Origin of the sequence: Caenimonas soli (assembly GCF_013155545.1) — a bacterium.
Lineage (GTDB): Bacteria > Pseudomonadota > Gammaproteobacteria > Burkholderiales > Burkholderiaceae_C > Ramlibacter > Ramlibacter soli.
The window spans coordinates 23,141-37,466 of the sequence record NZ_JABJVV010000019.1 but is presented as its reverse complement, the minus strand read 5'-3'; the positions used below and the strand labels follow the sequence as shown (position 1 = coordinate 37,466).

Here is a 14,326-nt window from a genome sequence, read left to right as displayed (position 1 = left end):
CAGTTTTCTGCAGCGGCGTGACGCCGGTTGTAGGAAATAGTGGATGGCTGTCGTACGGCTCTGCCTTATGCGGCTCCGGCGGGCACAATCGAAGGTTCCCATGACCCCAAACCCCGACACCGACACGCCGCTTGGCCCCGAGGATTTCGACGCCCAGGACGCCGAGCTCGACGCCCTTCGCGAGCACGACGAAGAGATCCCCCAGTGGGAATTTTGCGAAGGATTTCTGGCCGCCCTGGTGTGCTCGCGCCGCTCGATCGCTCCGGACGAGTATTGGCCGGTGCTGCTGGGCGATGGCTTCCGGCCGGCAACGCACATGGAGTTCGTGTGGCGCTGGCGCCGGCGCTGGGCGGAAGTGGCTGCGGCTCTGGACGCGCCGGTCGAAACGCTGGACGACGAGCGCACCTATCAGCCGGAAACGCTGGACACGCGCGGCGCGGTACTGGCCCTGCCCGAGCCGGAGCGTGGTGACACCGACATCGCGGCGCTGCCCGCCTATGCCCAGGTATGGGCCCTGGGCTTCATGTATGCCGTGGAAACCTGGCCCGAGGACTGGCTCCCCCCGCGCGACGCCGAAGCCGCGCAGATGCTGGATGGCGCGCTCAGCGCCATCGTGGCGCTGACGGAGGATGACCGCGGCAAGCCGTCGATTTCGATGTTCGCGGAGGATGGGCCGCCCAGCGTCAGCGATCAGCGCCTGGACGATTTCGGCGCGGCCATCTGGGCGGTGTACGACTTGCGCCAGCTATGGAAGAGCCTGGGCCCGCGCACCGAGGCGGTCCGCAAGCAGCCCGAACCGGGCCGCAACGACCCCTGTCCCTGCGGCAGCGGCAAGAAGTACAAGAAGTGCCACGGGGCGTAAAAACAGGCCATGTAGGAGAAATTAGGTCAGCAACCACGCGTTCGTGACTTATGTCACCTGCGCGATGTATGCACGTAACGTAACGCACTACAGCCTTGCAGACAGTGACGGTTGTAAAGCCCATCCTCGTACTCACAATGCGTGCCTTTGCTGAACAAGAGGTGCGAATTGACCGACAACAACACACGGCGCAGTCTGACAGGGTTTCTATGTAGCGCGGCTTTGGTGGGCATAGCAGGTTGCGGTGGCGGAGGCGGTGGCGGGTCCACCGGCTTCACCTCCGAGGCCTTGCCCTCCTCAGCCTTCGAGACAGCTGGTGGACCGACCACCGGGTCGGGGGGCGCAGGCGGAAGCGGAAGCGCACCCGCCCCTGTGTCGTCATCGGCACCCGTGCTTGGCGACTGCGAGATGTTCCCGGCCAACGCGATCTTCAACACGCGCATCGACGACGTGTCGCGCTTCCCGGCGCACGCGAGGAGCAACGACTGGGTCAATCTTGCAGGCCGCGACTTGCCGTTCCACGCCGATTGGGGCGTGAGCGAGAACCAGGCGGACTACGGCTCGTACTGGGGCATGCCGATCAATATCGTGGACGGCACCCCCGCCACCACGGACTGGCCGGTCGTGTCGTACGACTTCTCCACCTCGGGCGTGAGCATGGAGCGGGGTTATCCCGACAACAGCGACTGTGCAGTGTCCGACGGCAATGGCGGTTTCAACATCACCCGCAATTGCGGCGCCGTGCCCACCAACCAACGGCGTTTCCCCTTCCCGGTGGCCTCGAGGCTGCTGAGCGAAGACGGTTTGTGCAACGACCCCAACAGCTGCGGCGACAAGCACGTGCTGGTGGTGGAAAAGGGCGCCTGCCGCCTGTGGGAAAGCTTCTTCTCTTACAACCTGTCGGGCCAGTGGTACACCAGCCTCACGGCGGCGTGGGACCTGAAGTCGCTGGCGCTGCGGCCCGACACCGGGGCCTCGGCCGATGCTGCGGGCTTGCCCATCACGCCGCTGCTGGCGAAGGCAGCCGAGGCTTCCTCCGGCGAGATCAAGCACGCCCTGCGCGTCAACTTCCGCGATGCGGCGCTGGCGATCGAGACGCTCTGGCCCGGCCGTTTTGCCGCCGGCGGCGACAACCCCGGCGCCATCCCGTTCGGCGCACTGCTGCGGCTCAAGGCCGACTTCGTGATTCCCGACGACTGGACCACGCAAGCCAAGGCATTGGCGACGGCGGCCAAGCGCTACGGCTTGTACGTGTCGGACAACGGCGCCGATTTCCACGTGCAGGGCGAACCGAACGCCGCGTGGGATCTGCGCACCAACGCCCAGATGCGCGCGATCAAGATGTCGGACATGGAGTTCGTCGACCTGGGGTCGATCACCCGCGACCCGCGCTTCTCGCGCGACTCGATGGCGGCGAGCTGGTAGTAAGGCGTCGAGATTGTCCTACGGCTGGGCTTCCCGCTTGCGGCCGATACTCCTCGGATGCAGGAGTCGCCAGCGCAGGCCTCAGCCATCGTCGATCCGCGGGATGCCGCGGAATCGGCAGGGCTGGTCTATGTATCCGACGATCAGCGCGGCATCCAGCGCCGGCGGGAAGGGGAAGGCTTCGCCTACCTGAAGGCGAACGGCGAGGCCGTTGGTGACACGGCGACGCTGGAGCGGATCCGCAAGCTCGCCATCCCGCCCGCCTGGACCGACGTGTGGATCTGCCCCAAGGCCAACGGCCACATCCAGGCGACCGGGCGCGACGCCAGGGGCCGCAAGCAGTACAAGTACCACCCGCAGTTTCGCGAAATCCGCGAGAGCACGAAGTACGAGCACATGATGGAATTCGCCCGCGCGCTGCCGGCGATTCGCGCCCAGCTCGCCGAGCACATGGCCCTGCGCGGGCTGCCGCGCGAAAAGGTGCTGGCCACCGTCGTCCACCTGCTGGAAACGACCTTGATCCGCGTGGGCAACGACGACTACGCCCGAACGAACAGGAGCTACGGCATCACCACGTTGCGCAATCCGCACGTGAAAGTGAATGGCTCGGAATTGCGCTTCCAGTTCAAGGGCAAGAGTGGCAAGACCTGGCGGCTGCAGGTGAAGGACCGGCGCGTGGCGAAGATCGTGAAAAATCACCGGCAGCGACATCACGGCCAAGGATTTCCGCACCTGGGCCGGTACCGTGCTGGCAGCGCTGGCGCTGCGCGAATTCGAGAGCTTCGATTCGCAAGCCGGCGTGAAAAAGAACATTCGCGCTGCGATCGAGCGTGTCGCCTCGCGCCTGGGCAACACGCCGACGATCTGCCGCAAGTGCTATGTGCACCCGGAAGTCCTGTCCGCGTACGCCGAGGGCACCCTGCTGCTGGAGATCAAGGGTAGGGTCGAGGCCGAGTTGCGCGATGAGCTCGCCTTCCTCAAGCCGGAGGAAGCGGCGGTGCTGCCTGCTCGAGGCCCGCCTCAACCGCACGCTTTCCGACGCGCTGAAGGACAGCCTCGCCTCAAAGCGATAGCAGCCGATCGAAGAACGACCGGTAGCGGCGCAGCGCCACGCGCAGGTTCTCGGTCGAGGCCTGGTCGTTCTGGCCGACGTCCGCTTCGATGCTGGCGCGCTGGCTAGCAAAACTTTCCGCCAGGCTCTTCATCACGCTCGCAACCAGTTCGTCTGCCTGCTGCACGGCCTTCCTCGGGTCATCGACAAAGCCGATCTGCACTGCATCCCAGTTCGAGCGGAAGCCTTCCGCCGTTTCGGCTGGGAACAGCGCCGCCAGCTGCCCGTTATCCATTTCGCGTTCCGCCGGCTGGGGCGCCTGCGCGCCTGCCACGAAGTCTGCGGTGCCAAAGCTCTTTTCGTCCTGCTCTTTGCTCATGATTGCGTCTCCACGTGCTTTTGATCCTGCGACTGCTGCTCAGGCTTGTCCGTCTCCTTTGCGCGGACAGGCTGGGGCTCCTCTACCTCCAGCAACTCGGCGAACAGGGCCCGGTAGTGAATGACCGCCTGGCGCATGCCCTCCGTGTCGACATCGCCGTGGCGATCGCGCAGCGCGATGTCGTGCGCAGCGCGGTAGTGGTCGACAACGGCCGGATGGTCCACGGAAATATCCGCGGCGCGGCGATCGAAGTCGCCCATCGGGTAGCCGCGCTTTTGCATCAGCTCGCGAACGAGCTGGTCTGCGTCGGACAGCACGCCCCTGGGGTTGTCCACGAAGCGTCCCTGCAACGCGCGCCATGATTCGCTGAATCGCTGCGCTTCGGCCGGCGCCAGCGGGGCGATATGAAGCTGCTCCACCCGCTTCTGGCGAGCCTTCAGTTCAGCCTCAGCTTTTGGCCGGCTGCCGAGTTCTTCGACGGCGCGGTTGTATTCGGACCCGAACCGTTTCTCCAGCGTTTGCGATTCCTTCTTGCGCATCAGCAGCCAGCCGGCCGCCGCGAGCAGAACAAGGACCACGACACCGATCAGAATGAGGTTTGTATCCATGGGGTCTCCTGGTTAGGTACCCCCTCAAGCTAATCCCCTTGCCACGAGAAGATGTCAGAGCACACGCTGATGAACAAGAGGGCGGTGTGATGCGGGCTGTAGGACCGATCCCGCGTTGCCGCGATGTTGTGAACCGGGGCCCGCAGGCGCATACTGAAACGCCTTGCCGGCGATCGTGTCCGGCAGGCCACAAGCGAAGGAGAAACGCCATGCCGCTCTACCTGACCCGCTTCAGCTACACGCCCGCGACTTGGGCGAAGCTCATCAAAAATCCCGAAGATCGCCGAGTAGCCGCCACCCAGTACATCGAATCCGTCGGCGGCAAACTGCAGGGCTTCTGGTATGCCTTCGGTGAGCACGACGGGTACTGCTTGTGGGAAGCCCCGAACAACACCTCGATGGCTGCCACCGCGCTCGCCATCGGAGCCGGCGGAGCCCTCAGCTCCATGCAGACGACGGTCCTGCTGAGCGTTGAAGAAACGCTGTCGGCCCTGCAAAAGGCGTCGTCGATCAAGTACCGGGCACCGGGAGAAGCAAAGAGCTAGGCCTCGCCCGCTACCGGGCTGGACCGGTGGCAACGGTTGCGCTCACACGTTCGCGCATCAGCCAGGCACCCAGGCCCGCCGCCGCGAGCGCGAACAGCGCACCGACTGCAAACGCCAGCTGATATCCGGCGTTGAGCGCCACAGGCTGCGCCGCACCCGCCGCCTGCAAGGCATCCGTACGCGCGGCCGCGAGACTGGCCAGCACGGCCAGTCCGAGCGCGCCGCCCATCATGAACGAGGTGTTGACCACGCCGGACGCCAAGCCCGAATCGGCCGGGTCGACATCGCTCATCGCCGCCATCAGCATGGGGTTGAGCGCAATGCCCGCGCCCAGTCCCAGCAGCAGCATGCCGGGCAGTATGTCGAGCAGCAAGCTTCCGTCGCGTCGCAACCGCCAACGTGGCCGGTGTGCTGTGGGCGGCGGCGATGTTTGCCTGGTTCTTCACTTCGGCGCTCTACATGCAGCTGGTGCTGAACTACAGCCCCATGCAGGTGGGCCTGGCCCGTTGCGCAGCCGGAACAGGCTCAAGGGCATCAGCGGCGACTGCACGCGGGACTCGATCAAGAGGAACAGCGCGAGCAAGATGACGGACACGGCCAGCAGGCCCAGCGTCTGCGCCGAGCCCCAGCCGGCCTGGTTGCCGTTGACGACAGCATAGACAGCGAGCATCAGGGACGTGGTCACCGTGAAAGCGCCGCCGACGTCCAGGCGCTGGCCGGCCTGTCCGCGATGGGCTGGTATCAGCATCAGGCACAGGGCCAGCACCGCGATGCCGATCGGCAGGTTCACCAGGAATATCCAGTGCCAGCCCAGCGAATCGGTCAGGAGGCCTCCCAGCAGCACGCCGATGCTGCCGCCGGCAGCACAGACGAAACCGTACACGCCCATGGCCCGGGTCCGCCCCGCCGGCTCGGGAAAGAGATTCATGATGAGGGAAAGCGCCACGGCGGAGACCACTGCGCCGCCCAGGCCCTGCACGGCGCGGGCGGCCACCAGCATGGCTTGCGATTGCGCCAGGCCGCAAGCCAGCGAGGCGAGCGTGAACAGCACGATGCCGGCCAGGAACAGCTTGCGGTGGCCGTACAGGTCGCCGAGCCGGCCGCCCAATAGCAGGAAGCCGCCGAAGGTCAGCATGTAGGCGTTAATAACCCAGACCAGCGAAGTCTCGCTGAAACCCAGGTCGGTGCGGATCGACGGCAGCGCCACATTCACGATGGTGGTGTCCAGCACGATCATCAGCACGCCCAGGCATAAGACCAGCAGCGCCCACCAGCGTTTGCGGTTCTCGTGGCTCTCTGTCATTTGCCGTCCTTTCGGGAAAGTTGAGGGATTCAGCGACACGACGAATGGCAACGATTGGAATCGACATCGCGGCGCCTCAGCCGCAAAAAACGGCGTAGATTTGTCTCATTCAATCACCTTTCATCCAGGAGGACGCCATGCCCGATCCCAAGGACAACGCCAAGATGACCGGCGACACCCATCTGCCCGACGTCGAGCCCGACATGCCTTTCGAGGAAGGCTTGGCCGAGAACGTGGGGATGGACGGAACACCACGCGACCGAGGCCAGGCCACCGAGCCCGGCGACCAGAAACGCCCGGGCCGCGGCGCCAAAAAGGCCGGCGTAGTCAAGAACAAGAATCCGAAGGCTGGGGGACCCGGCCCTTGATCGCGTTCGCGCGGGCACCGTGGGTGATGCGGCCGGCAGCATCGATGGGCAGTCGGGCGCGCAATCTTTGCTTGAGCAGTTCCCTGTCGCCAGCAGGCATGGCCATCACTTTCGGGCCATTGCTCGAAAACATGCTGGTTGCCCAGTAGTCATCGAAGTTCTCGAAGGTCCGTTGGACGGTGATCTCCCGCGTCTCGATCGATCGCAGGCCCGCGCCAGTCCACAACTGGCGCATGACATCCATCCGTGACGCGTCGACGCTCGGCGGAAGCGTCGGCATCACGCCCAGCGCGCGCATCTCGGTTCGCAGCGCGTCCAGGGGGAAGCCGCCGCCCAGCATGTCCCAGCCATAGGCCGCGACGAGGCCGCCGGGGCGGACCACCCGAGCCATCTCGGCAACGCCATGGGCTGGATCAGGAACGAAAAAGATCACCAGCGCCATGACCGCGGCGTCGAAGTGCCCGTCGGCGAAAGGCAGGGCCGCGGCGTCGCCCTGGTGGAACTGCGCGACGCGCGCCGCCGGGCGCGTACGGGCAAAGGCAAGTTGGCCCTGCGCCGGGTCGATGCCCTGCACTTCGGAGGGCGCGCAACGATCGACCAGGAGCTCGGTAAAGGCGCCGTTGCCACAGCCCACGTCGACCCAGCGCCAGCCCGCGGGGGCCGCCAGCCAGTCCAGAAAGACCTCGCCGACGAGCTGGCTCCATTTGCCCATCATTCGCTCGTAGCCGGCGCCGTCCTCGAAAACGATCTTATCCTCTGCCATGGTTTCTCCGGCCCCCAGCGCATTGCCAGCGGCGGATTGACTATAGTCCTGTCCCAGGCGCCATTCCGTACGGGAGTGGGGAACTGTCGCACATCCATTTTGATACCGTATAGCGAAACACAAGCATGAGTGCATTCAACGAAGAACGTGTCCTTTCGATCCACCACTGGACCGACCGCCTGTTCACCTTCAAGACCACGCGCGATCCCTCGCTGCGGTTCTCCAACGGCCACTTCACGATGATCGGCCTGCGCGTCAACGACAAGCCACTGCTGCGCGCCTACAGCATCGTCAGCGCCAATTACGAAGAGCACCTGGAGTTCCTCAGCATCAAGGTGCCCGACGGTCCCCTGACCTCCCGCCTGCAGCACATCAAGGTCGGCGACACGGTCATCGTCGGCCGCAAGCCCACCGGCACGCTGCTGATCGACTATCTGCTGCCGGGCAAGCGCCTGTTCCTCTTGTCCACGGGCACCGGCCTGGCGCCGTTCATGAGCATCGTGCATGACCCCGAGACCTACGAAAAGTTCGAGCAGATCATCCTGGTGCACGGCGTGCGCCAGAAGGACGAACTGGCCTACCACGACCTGCTGGTCGAGCACTTGCCCGCGCACGAGATCCTGGGCGACATGGTGAGCAGCCAGCTGCGCTACTACCCCACCGTGACGCGCGAGGCCTACCGCAACATGGGCCGGGTGACCGACCTCCTGCAGACCGGCAAGATGTTCGAGGACCTGGGCATCCCGCCGCTGAACCAGGCCGAGGACCGGGTGATGATCTGCGGCAGCCCCGGCATGCTGAAGGACCTGAAGCATATGCTGGAGGCCCAGGGCTTCGCCGAGGGCAATACATCCAAGCCGGGCGACTTCGTGATCGAACGGGCGTTTGCCGAGCAGTGAAGATGTCGGGATGACATTTCCCCGGAAACGGCGCAGAGTTCGCTTTGCAAGCCACCGAAAGGAAATGTCATGAACCACTCCCTCATCATGAAGTGCGCCGCGGCCGTCTCCGCGGTTTTCGGCCTCGCGCTCCTTTTTGCACCCAACGGATTGATCGCCCTGTACAAGGCGGAACCGATGAATGGGCCGGGCATCTACAACTCCATGCTGTACGGCGGGGTCCTCATCGCCTTTGCGGTGATGAATTGGACGGCGAGCCGGGGTTCCGCCCTGGAAGCCAGGCACGTGATCCTGGGTTCGTTCTTGGCTTTTGCGATCGGGCTGGTCGTCGCCCTCGTCCGGCAACTGACGGACGCCAGCATTCCGCCGACTGCTTGGCTGAACGTGGTGATCTTTCTGGTGTTTGGCGTCCTGTACGCCTACCTGCAGTTCGGGCAGCAGCAAATGGGCAGACCGGCCACGGGGTCGCCGACCTGAAGCCCCGCTTCAGCGGTTCTGGTCGAAGTCCAGTAACGCAGCCAGATCCGCCATGTCGGTGAAAACCGAGATGGCCCCGGCCGCCTTCAGCGCCTGGGGCGCATCGTGCCCCAGCTCGGGCGGGCTGTAGCCGAACACCGTGGCACCAGCGGCGCGGCCGGCCGTGACGCCCGTCGTCGTGTCCTCCACCACCGCGCAGCGCCTGGGGTCCACATTCAGCGCCGCGGCCGCAGCCAGATAGACATCCGGAGCGGGCTTGGAGCGCGGCAGCTCGTGCCCGCTGAAAACCCGGCCCTTGAAGTACGGCATCAAGCCGCACTTTTCCAGTTGCAATTCAACCTTGAAGCGGTCGGCGCCGGAGGCACAGGCGATGCGCCCTTCCACGCGTTCGTGAATCAGCCGCACCGCCTGCACCGCGCCGGAAATCGCCTTGACGCCTGCGATCAGCCCTTCGTTGCGGCGCTCGCGAAAGCGCACCATCCAGTCTTCGGTCAGCGGCTGGCCGGTGTGCGCCTCGATCAGCGCACGCTCGTCCTTGACGGCCTTGCCGACGAAGATGCGCATGCATTCCGCCGTCGTGAGCTTCCAGCCGAGTTCCTCCAGCATGTCGCGCAAGACGCCGTTGGTGATGGGTTCGCTGTCCACCAGCACGCCATCGCAGTCGAACAGCACGGCATCGAATCGCTCCATCGTCAACGCATATCTCCATTCAGGTAATACCAGCGCCCCTGCTCACGCACGAAGCGGCTGCGCTCGTGCAGGCGCACGGCGCGGCCGGCGATGCGGTAGCGGGCGACGAACTCGACTTCCGCGTGGTCCTCATCGGTCACGTGATGATGGCGCACTTCCAGCCCCAGCCATTTCGCCCCGGAGTCGAAACGTACCTCGGTCGGCCGGGTGGAGGGATGCCAGGTGGCCAGCAGCCACGCCTCGTCGCCCGCCACGAAGGCGTCGTAGCGCGATCGCATCAGCGCCTCGGCGTCCGCCGGCCAATCGATCACAGCGCCCGCTGGATGATGATCTTCTGCACGTCGGAAGTGCCTTCGTAGATCTGGCAGACACGCACGTCGCGCCAGATGCGCTCCACCGGGAAGTCGCTGACATAGCCGTAACCGCCCAGGGTCTGGATGGCGGCGCTGCACACCTCTTCGGCCATCTCGCTGGCGAACAGCTTGGCCATGGCCGCTTCCTTCAGGCAGGGCTGGCCGGCATCGCGCAGGCTGGCCGCATGCCAGATCAGCTGGCGCGCGGCTTCGAGTTTCGTCGCGCACTCGGCCAGGCGAAAGCCCACGGCCTGGTGGTTGATGATGGCCGTGCCAAAGCTCTGGCGCTCTTTCGCATACGCCAGCGCCACTTCGAAGGCACTGCGCGCCATGCCGACGCTTTGCGCGGCGATGCCGATGCGCCCGCCCTCCAGCGCCGACAAGGCGATCTTGTAGCCCTCGCCCTCCTCGCCGATCAGGTGATCGGCCGCGATACGGCAGTTGTCGAAATTGATCTGCGCCGTGTCGCTGGAATGCTGGCCGATCTTGTCTTCGAGCCGCGCCACCACATAGCCGGGCGCATCGGTGGGCACCAGGAAGGCGCTCATGCCTTTCTTGCCGGCGCCTTTGTCGGTCACGGCGATCACCACGGCCAGGTGGCCGTTCTTGCCGCTGGTGATGAACTGCTTGACGCCGTTGATCACATAGCCGTCGCCGTCTTTCGCGGCGGTCGTGCGCAGCGCCGAGGCGTCGCTGCCCACATGCGGCTCGGTCAGGCAGAACACGCCCAGCAACTCGCCTTGCGCCAGCCGGGTCAGCCATTTCTTCTTCTGCGCGGCATTGCCGTAGCGCATCAGGATGGCGTTGACGGGACAGTTGGTGACGCTGATCGCGGTGCTCGTGCCACCGTCGCCGGCGGCGATTTCTTCCAGCACCAGCGCCAGGGTCACGTAGTCGAGATGGGCGCCGCCGAATTCCTCGGGAACGCAGATGCCGTAGGCGCCCAGCGCCGCCAGGCCCTTGTGGGCCTCGCGCGGGAAATGGTGCTCCTTGTCCCAGCGCGGGGCGTGGGGCCAGAGTTCTTCCTTGGCGAACGCGCGGACCGCGTCGCGAACCATTTCCTGGTCTTGGGTGAGGAGCATTACAGCAATTCGATCGCCACGGCCGTTCCCTCGCCACCGCCGATGCACAGCGTGGCGATGCCGCGCTTGCCGCCGCGGGCCTTCAGCGCGTGGATCAGCGTGACCATGATGCGGGCGCCGGAAGCGCCGATCGGGTGGCCCAGCACCAGGGCGCCGCCGTTGACGTTGACGATGTCATGCGAGACCTTGAGTTCCGCCATCAGCGCCATGGGTACCACGGCGAAGGCTTCGTTGACTTCCCACAGATCGACGTCGCTCACCTTCCACCCGGTCTTGGCCAGGAGCTTGTTCACGGCGCCGACAGGCGCCGTGGTGAACCAGCCGGGCTCCTGGGCGTGCATGGCATGGCCGACGATGCGGGCGATGGGCTTGCCGCCGAAGCGAGTCGCGGTCGACTCCTTCATCATCACCAGCGCCGCCGCGCCGTCGTTGATGCTGGAGCTGGAAGCGGCGGTAATGGTGCCGTCCTTCTTGAACGCGGGCTTGAGCGTCGGGATCTTGTCGAGCTTGATCTTGCCCGGGCCTTCGTCGATGGATACCACCACCTCGCCGGCACGGCCTTTCACCGTGACGGGCGTGATCTCCTTGGCGAAGGCGCCCGACTCGGTCGCGGTCTTGGCGCGCTGGACGCTGGCCATGGCGAAGGCGTCTTGCGCCTCGCGCGTGAACTTGTACTTGGCGGCGCAGTCTTCGCCGAAGGTGCCCATGGCACGGCCGGGCTCGTAGGCATCTTCCAGGCCGTCGAGCATCATGTGATCATAGATGCGGTCATGGCCGATGCGGATGCCGCTGCGGCCCTTGAGCAACAAGTGCGGCGCGTTGGTCATGCTTTCCATGCCGCCGGCCACGATCACGTCGTGGCTGCCGGCCAGCAGCATGTCGTGCGCGAACATCGCGGCCTTCATGCCGGAACCGCACATCTTGGACATGGTCACGGCCCCCGCGCTCTTGGGCAACCCGCCCTTGAACGCCGCCTGGCGCGCGGGCGCCTGGCCCTGGCCGGCCATCAGGCAATTGCCGAACAGCACTTCGCCCACGGCGTCACCGGGGATGCCGGCGCGCTCGACCGCGGCCTTGATGGCTGCGCCGCCGAGGTCGTGTGCTGCCAGTGATGAGAAATCGCCCTGGAAACCGCCCATGGGGGTGCGTGCGGCGCCGACGATAACGATGGAATCGGACATGAAAAGCTCCTTTCAGCTCGTTGGTTTCAATTGATTCAGCGCGCCGCGTTCCTCTTGGGCGATGCGGCGCAGGTAACTCTGGAACTCGGGGTCTTCGCCACGCAACAGCAGCGGCAAGGCGTTGTGAAAGTCTTCACGGCGGCACCATTCGCGCATGTAATCGTCCCAGCTGTTCCAGCGCCTGGCCTCGGTCTCGCTCATCTTGGGCTTGTAGGCCACCAGGAAGGCACGTTCGAACAGCGACATCAGCATATCGAAGATCACCAGCATGCGCTCGTTCTGCTCCGGAGTGGGATTTGCCAGTGGCTCATTGGTTCGCAATTGCAGGTCGGGGTTGCCGAGCACGACCTTGAGAAAATCGTTGTAGGCGTTGGAGAGCAGCTGGTAGCCCTCTTCTTCCTCGTTGTCGCGCTCCTTGCTTTGCTCCCAGGCGAAAAAGGCGATCGCGAACGGCAAGGCGATCACCGTGACCACGAAGCTGGCGAGTTCCCAGGCGTCTCTGGCGCTCATTTGCGGACCAGGTTGTGTTTGCGCGCGAAGCGCTTCTCGCGCTCGTACGGAAAAACGTCGTGCACGTGGCCGGCCTGGATGCGCTCCTTGTGGCTCTGCCAGAAGGCGGCGTCCAGCAGGTCGGCGTGATGCTTCATGAACACCTCGCGCACGGCCGGGTTGCCCAGCAGGAAGGGCCCGAAGGTCTCGGGAAAGACATCGTGCGGCCCCACCGTGTACCAGACCTCGCCCGACATCTCCTCTTCCTCGTTGCGCGCCTCCGGCACCTTGCGGAATTGGCAGTCGGTGATGTATTCGATCTCGTCGTAGTCGTAGAACACGACCTTGCCGTTGCGCGTGACGCCGAAATTCTTCCACAGCATGTCGCCCGGGAAGATGTTGGCCGCCACCAGGTCCTTGATCGCATTGCCGTACTCGATGACGGCGCGCTCGATCTGGTCCTGCGCATGCTCCGCGCCGATGGTGTTCTTGCCCGCGGCGCTGCCGGCGTCCAAGGCTTCCTGCAGGTAGATGTTCAGCGGGATCATCCGGCGCTCGATGTACAGGTGCTTGATGATCACCTCTTCCTTGCCATCGCCGTCGCGGTCGCTGATCTCCAGCTGGCTGGGAGCGAACTTGCGGATTTCCTCGATCAACTGGTCCTCGAAGCGGTCGCGCGCGAAGGCCACCTCGCTGTACTCCAGGGAGTCGGCCATGCGGCCGACGCGGTCGTGCTGCTTGACCATCAGGTACTTGCCCTTGATCTTCTCGCGCGTGGTGTCCTTCTGCGGCGGGTAGTAGTCCTTGATCAGCTTGAACACGTACGGGAACGAGGGCAGGTCGAACACCAGCATCACCATGCCCTTGATGCCGGGGGCGATGCGGAACTTGTCGCTGGAATGCTTCAGGTGGTAGAGGAAGTCGCGGTAGAACAGGGTCTTGCCCTGCTTGGCCAGGCCCAGCGCGTTGTAGATTTCCGCTCGCGGCTTGCGCGGCATGAGCGAGCGCAAGAATTGCACGTAGGCCGACGGGATCTCCATGTCGACCATGAAATAGGCCCGGGCGAACGAGAACAGCATCTGCATGTCGTCTTCGCCGAACAGGCAGGTGTCGATGATCAGCGTGCCCTGCTTGTTGTGCAGGATCGGCAGCGCGAAAGGGACTTCGTTGAAGCCGTTGATTATCTTGCCGACCACGTAGGCGCCCTTGTTGCGATAGAACAGAGCCGACAGCACCTGGATCTGGAAGTTGGCGCGCAGCTTGACATGGCTCAGCCGGCTGGCCATGGCTTCGAGCACGTAGTGCGCGTCGCGCTGCAAGTCTTCGAACGGCCGCTGCAGCTGGAAGTTGTCGACGATGCGAACGATGGTGTCGCCCAGGCTCTCGCGCGTCGGGTAGTAGGCGCGGTACGTCGGCATCGCCGCCGGCTCGTCGTTCTCTATGTACTCGGTGCTCACGGCCGGACGCACGAAGATGAAGTCGTTGTGGAAATAGGTGCGGTGCAGGATCTTGGTGGTGACCGAATTGAAGAAGGTTTCGGCCAGCTCCGGCTGGTGATGGTCGATCAGCAGGCCGATGTAGTGGAGCTTGACTTGCTGCCAGACTTCCATCGGCTGCTCGCCGGCTTTGAATTCCTTTTCGAGCCGGCTCGACGCTTCCTTCACCCGCAGGTCGTAGAACTCGATGCGCTCGCGCTGGGCCCGCTGCTGGCCGTGCCAGTCGGCGGTCTCGAAGCGATGCTTGGCGCGTGCCGACTCGGTGCGAAACAGCCGGTAGTGGCGATTGAAGCCGTCCATCATCGCCTTGGCGATGTCGTAGGCGAGCGGCGAATCGAGGCGTTGCGGGAACACG

General features: G+C 64.7%; 16 protein-coding genes and 2 pseudogenes. 8 read left to right on the top strand and 10 right to left on the bottom strand.

Annotation, left to right across the window (positions count from 1 at the left end):
* The first annotated feature begins 100 nt into the window (after positions 1 to 100).
* The 4 genes and pseudogenes from HNE04_RS23575 (at position 101) to HNE04_RS28365 (ending at position 3,467) form a co-directional block, all read left to right on the top strand.
* Positions 101 to 862 carry a YecA/YgfB family protein gene (locus HNE04_RS23575; RefSeq protein ID WP_172224926.1) on the top strand — a complete coding sequence of 254 codons (762 nt, stop codon included), beginning with the start codon at positions 101 to 103 and terminating at the stop codon, positions 860 to 862.
* A gap of 408 nt (positions 863 to 1,270) precedes the next feature.
* Positions 1,271 to 2,287: a hypothetical protein gene (locus tag HNE04_RS23570; protein WP_172224923.1), complete on the top strand. Its 1,017-nt coding sequence runs from the start codon at positions 1,271 to 1,273 to the stop codon at positions 2,285 to 2,287.
* 57 nt (positions 2,288 to 2,344) lie between these two features.
* Positions 2,345 to 2,923: pseudogene (locus tag HNE04_RS28470) on the top strand (DNA topoisomerase IB); the annotation flags it as partial.
* Positions 2,924 to 3,032: 109 nt separating this feature from the next.
* On the top strand, positions 3,033 to 3,467 hold the full coding sequence (locus HNE04_RS28365; RefSeq protein WP_328700403.1) for a hypothetical protein: 435 nt from the start codon (positions 3,033 to 3,035) through the stop codon (positions 3,465 to 3,467).
* Here HNE04_RS28365 and HNE04_RS23560 read toward each other — a convergent pair.
* Both HNE04_RS23560 and HNE04_RS23555 read right to left on the bottom strand, forming a co-directional pair.
* Positions 3,349 to 3,717, bottom strand: a complete 369-nt coding sequence (locus HNE04_RS23560; RefSeq protein ID WP_172224920.1) for a hypothetical protein — start codon at positions 3,715 to 3,717, stop codon at positions 3,349 to 3,351. The genes HNE04_RS28365 and HNE04_RS23560 overlap by 119 nt on opposite strands.
* The gene (locus HNE04_RS23555; RefSeq protein WP_207717703.1) at positions 3,714 to 4,325 is read right to left on the bottom strand and encodes an LPXTG cell wall anchor domain-containing protein; all 612 of its coding nucleotides are present in this window, start codon (positions 4,323 to 4,325) and stop codon (positions 3,714 to 3,716) included. Before HNE04_RS23555 ends, HNE04_RS23560 begins: the two co-directional genes overlap by 4 nt.
* A 209-nt stretch (positions 4,326 to 4,534) precedes the next feature.
* Between HNE04_RS23555 and HNE04_RS23550 the strand changes: the two genes are divergently transcribed.
* Positions 4,535 to 4,870 (top strand): GYD domain-containing protein, encoded by a 336-nt coding sequence (locus HNE04_RS23550; protein ID WP_172224917.1) that lies wholly within the window; start codon positions 4,535 to 4,537, stop codon positions 4,868 to 4,870.
* 10 nt (positions 4,871 to 4,880) lie between these two features.
* Here the strand turns inward: HNE04_RS23550 and HNE04_RS23545 are convergent.
* Positions 4,881 to 6,173, bottom strand: a pseudogene (locus HNE04_RS23545) (MFS transporter).
* Positions 6,174 to 6,310: 137 nt separating this feature from the next.
* Between HNE04_RS23545 and HNE04_RS23540 the strand changes: the two are divergent.
* Positions 6,311 to 6,541, top strand: coding sequence for a hypothetical protein (locus HNE04_RS23540; RefSeq protein WP_172224914.1), 231 nt, complete (start codon positions 6,311 to 6,313; stop codon positions 6,539 to 6,541).
* Here HNE04_RS23540 and HNE04_RS23535 read toward each other — a convergent pair.
* Positions 6,501 to 7,304 carry a class I SAM-dependent methyltransferase gene (locus HNE04_RS23535; RefSeq protein WP_172224911.1) on the bottom strand — a complete coding sequence of 268 codons (804 nt, stop codon included), beginning with the start codon at positions 7,302 to 7,304 and terminating at the stop codon, positions 6,501 to 6,503. The two genes, HNE04_RS23540 and HNE04_RS23535, sit on opposite strands and share 41 nt — an antisense overlap.
* Positions 7,305 to 7,429: 125 nt before the next feature.
* Between HNE04_RS23535 and HNE04_RS23530 the strand changes: the two genes are divergently transcribed.
* Positions 7,430 to 8,203 (top strand): ferredoxin--NADP reductase, encoded by a 774-nt coding sequence (locus tag HNE04_RS23530; protein WP_172224908.1) that lies wholly within the window; start codon positions 7,430 to 7,432, stop codon positions 8,201 to 8,203.
* Between the two features lie 69 nt (positions 8,204 to 8,272).
* A complete protein-coding gene (locus tag HNE04_RS23525; RefSeq protein ID WP_172224905.1) occupies positions 8,273 to 8,680 on the top strand; it encodes a hypothetical protein in 408 nt (135 codons plus the stop codon).
* A 9-nt stretch (positions 8,681 to 8,689) separates the two neighbouring features.
* Here the strand turns inward: HNE04_RS23525 and HNE04_RS23520 are convergent, their stop codons facing one another.
* The 6 genes from HNE04_RS23520 to aceK are packed head-to-tail and all read right to left on the bottom strand — an operon-like array spanning position 8,690 to position 14,325.
* Positions 8,690 to 9,370: an HAD family hydrolase gene (locus HNE04_RS23520; protein ID WP_172224902.1), complete on the bottom strand. Its 681-nt coding sequence runs from the start codon at positions 9,368 to 9,370 to the stop codon at positions 8,690 to 8,692.
* A gap of 2 nt (positions 9,371 to 9,372) precedes the next feature.
* Entirely contained in the window at positions 9,373 to 9,756 is a 384-nt protein-coding gene (locus HNE04_RS23515; protein ID WP_407926621.1) for a YchJ family protein, read from the bottom strand.
* Positions 9,678 to 10,805 carry an acyl-CoA dehydrogenase family protein gene (locus HNE04_RS23510; protein WP_172224899.1) on the bottom strand — a complete coding sequence of 376 codons (1,128 nt, stop codon included), beginning with the start codon at positions 10,803 to 10,805 and terminating at the stop codon, positions 9,678 to 9,680. The genes HNE04_RS23515 and HNE04_RS23510 overlap by 79 nt, the downstream gene beginning before the upstream one ends.
* Complete coding sequence (locus HNE04_RS23505; RefSeq protein WP_172224896.1) at positions 10,805 to 11,986, bottom strand: acetyl-CoA C-acyltransferase; 1,182 nt, start codon at positions 11,984 to 11,986, stop codon at positions 10,805 to 10,807. The genes HNE04_RS23510 and HNE04_RS23505 overlap by 1 nt, the downstream gene beginning before the upstream one ends.
* Positions 11,987 to 11,998: 12 nt before the next feature.
* The gene (locus HNE04_RS23500; RefSeq protein ID WP_172224893.1) at positions 11,999 to 12,496 is read right to left on the bottom strand and encodes a hypothetical protein; all 498 of its coding nucleotides are present in this window, start codon (positions 12,494 to 12,496) and stop codon (positions 11,999 to 12,001) included.
* The gene (gene aceK / locus HNE04_RS23495; RefSeq protein ID WP_172224890.1) at positions 12,493 to 14,325 is read right to left on the bottom strand and encodes a bifunctional isocitrate dehydrogenase kinase/phosphatase; all 1,833 of its coding nucleotides are present in this window, start codon (positions 14,323 to 14,325) and stop codon (positions 12,493 to 12,495) included. The genes HNE04_RS23500 and aceK overlap by 4 nt, the downstream gene beginning before the upstream one ends.
* Between the last annotated feature and the right edge of the window lies 1 nt (position 14,326).

Coding starts and splice junctions, on each gene's coding strand:
- HNE04_RS23555 (WP_207717703.1), bottom strand. CDS start 4,325: ATGGATACAAACCTCATTCTGATCGGTGTCGTGGTCCTTGTTCTGCTC.
- HNE04_RS23560 (WP_172224920.1), bottom strand. CDS start 3,717: ATGAGCAAAGAGCAGGACGAAAAGAGCTTTGGCACCGCAGACTTCGTG.
- HNE04_RS23505 (WP_172224896.1), bottom strand. CDS start 11,986: ATGTCCGATTCCATCGTTATCGTCGGCGCCGCACGCACCCCCATGGGC.
- HNE04_RS23500 (WP_172224893.1), bottom strand. CDS start 12,496: ATGAGCGCCAGAGACGCCTGGGAACTCGCCAGCTTCGTGGTCACGGTG.
- HNE04_RS23510 (WP_172224899.1), bottom strand. CDS start 10,805: ATGCTCCTCACCCAAGACCAGGAAATGGTTCGCGACGCGGTCCGCGCG.
- HNE04_RS23540 (WP_172224914.1), top strand. CDS start 6,311: ATGCCCGATCCCAAGGACAACGCCAAGATGACCGGCGACACCCATCTG.
- HNE04_RS23525 (WP_172224905.1), top strand. CDS start 8,273: ATGAACCACTCCCTCATCATGAAGTGCGCCGCGGCCGTCTCCGCGGTT.
- HNE04_RS23530 (WP_172224908.1), top strand. CDS start 7,430: ATGAGTGCATTCAACGAAGAACGTGTCCTTTCGATCCACCACTGGACC.
- HNE04_RS23570 (WP_172224923.1), top strand. CDS start 1,271: ATGTTCCCGGCCAACGCGATCTTCAACACGCGCATCGACGACGTGTCG.
- HNE04_RS23575 (WP_172224926.1), top strand. CDS start 101: ATGACCCCAAACCCCGACACCGACACGCCGCTTGGCCCCGAGGATTTC.
- HNE04_RS23535 (WP_172224911.1), bottom strand. CDS start 7,304: ATGGCAGAGGATAAGATCGTTTTCGAGGACGGCGCCGGCTACGAGCGA.
- HNE04_RS23520 (WP_172224902.1), bottom strand. CDS start 9,370: ATGGAGCGATTCGATGCCGTGCTGTTCGACTGCGATGGCGTGCTGGTG.
- HNE04_RS23550 (WP_172224917.1), top strand. CDS start 4,535: ATGCCGCTCTACCTGACCCGCTTCAGCTACACGCCCGCGACTTGGGCG.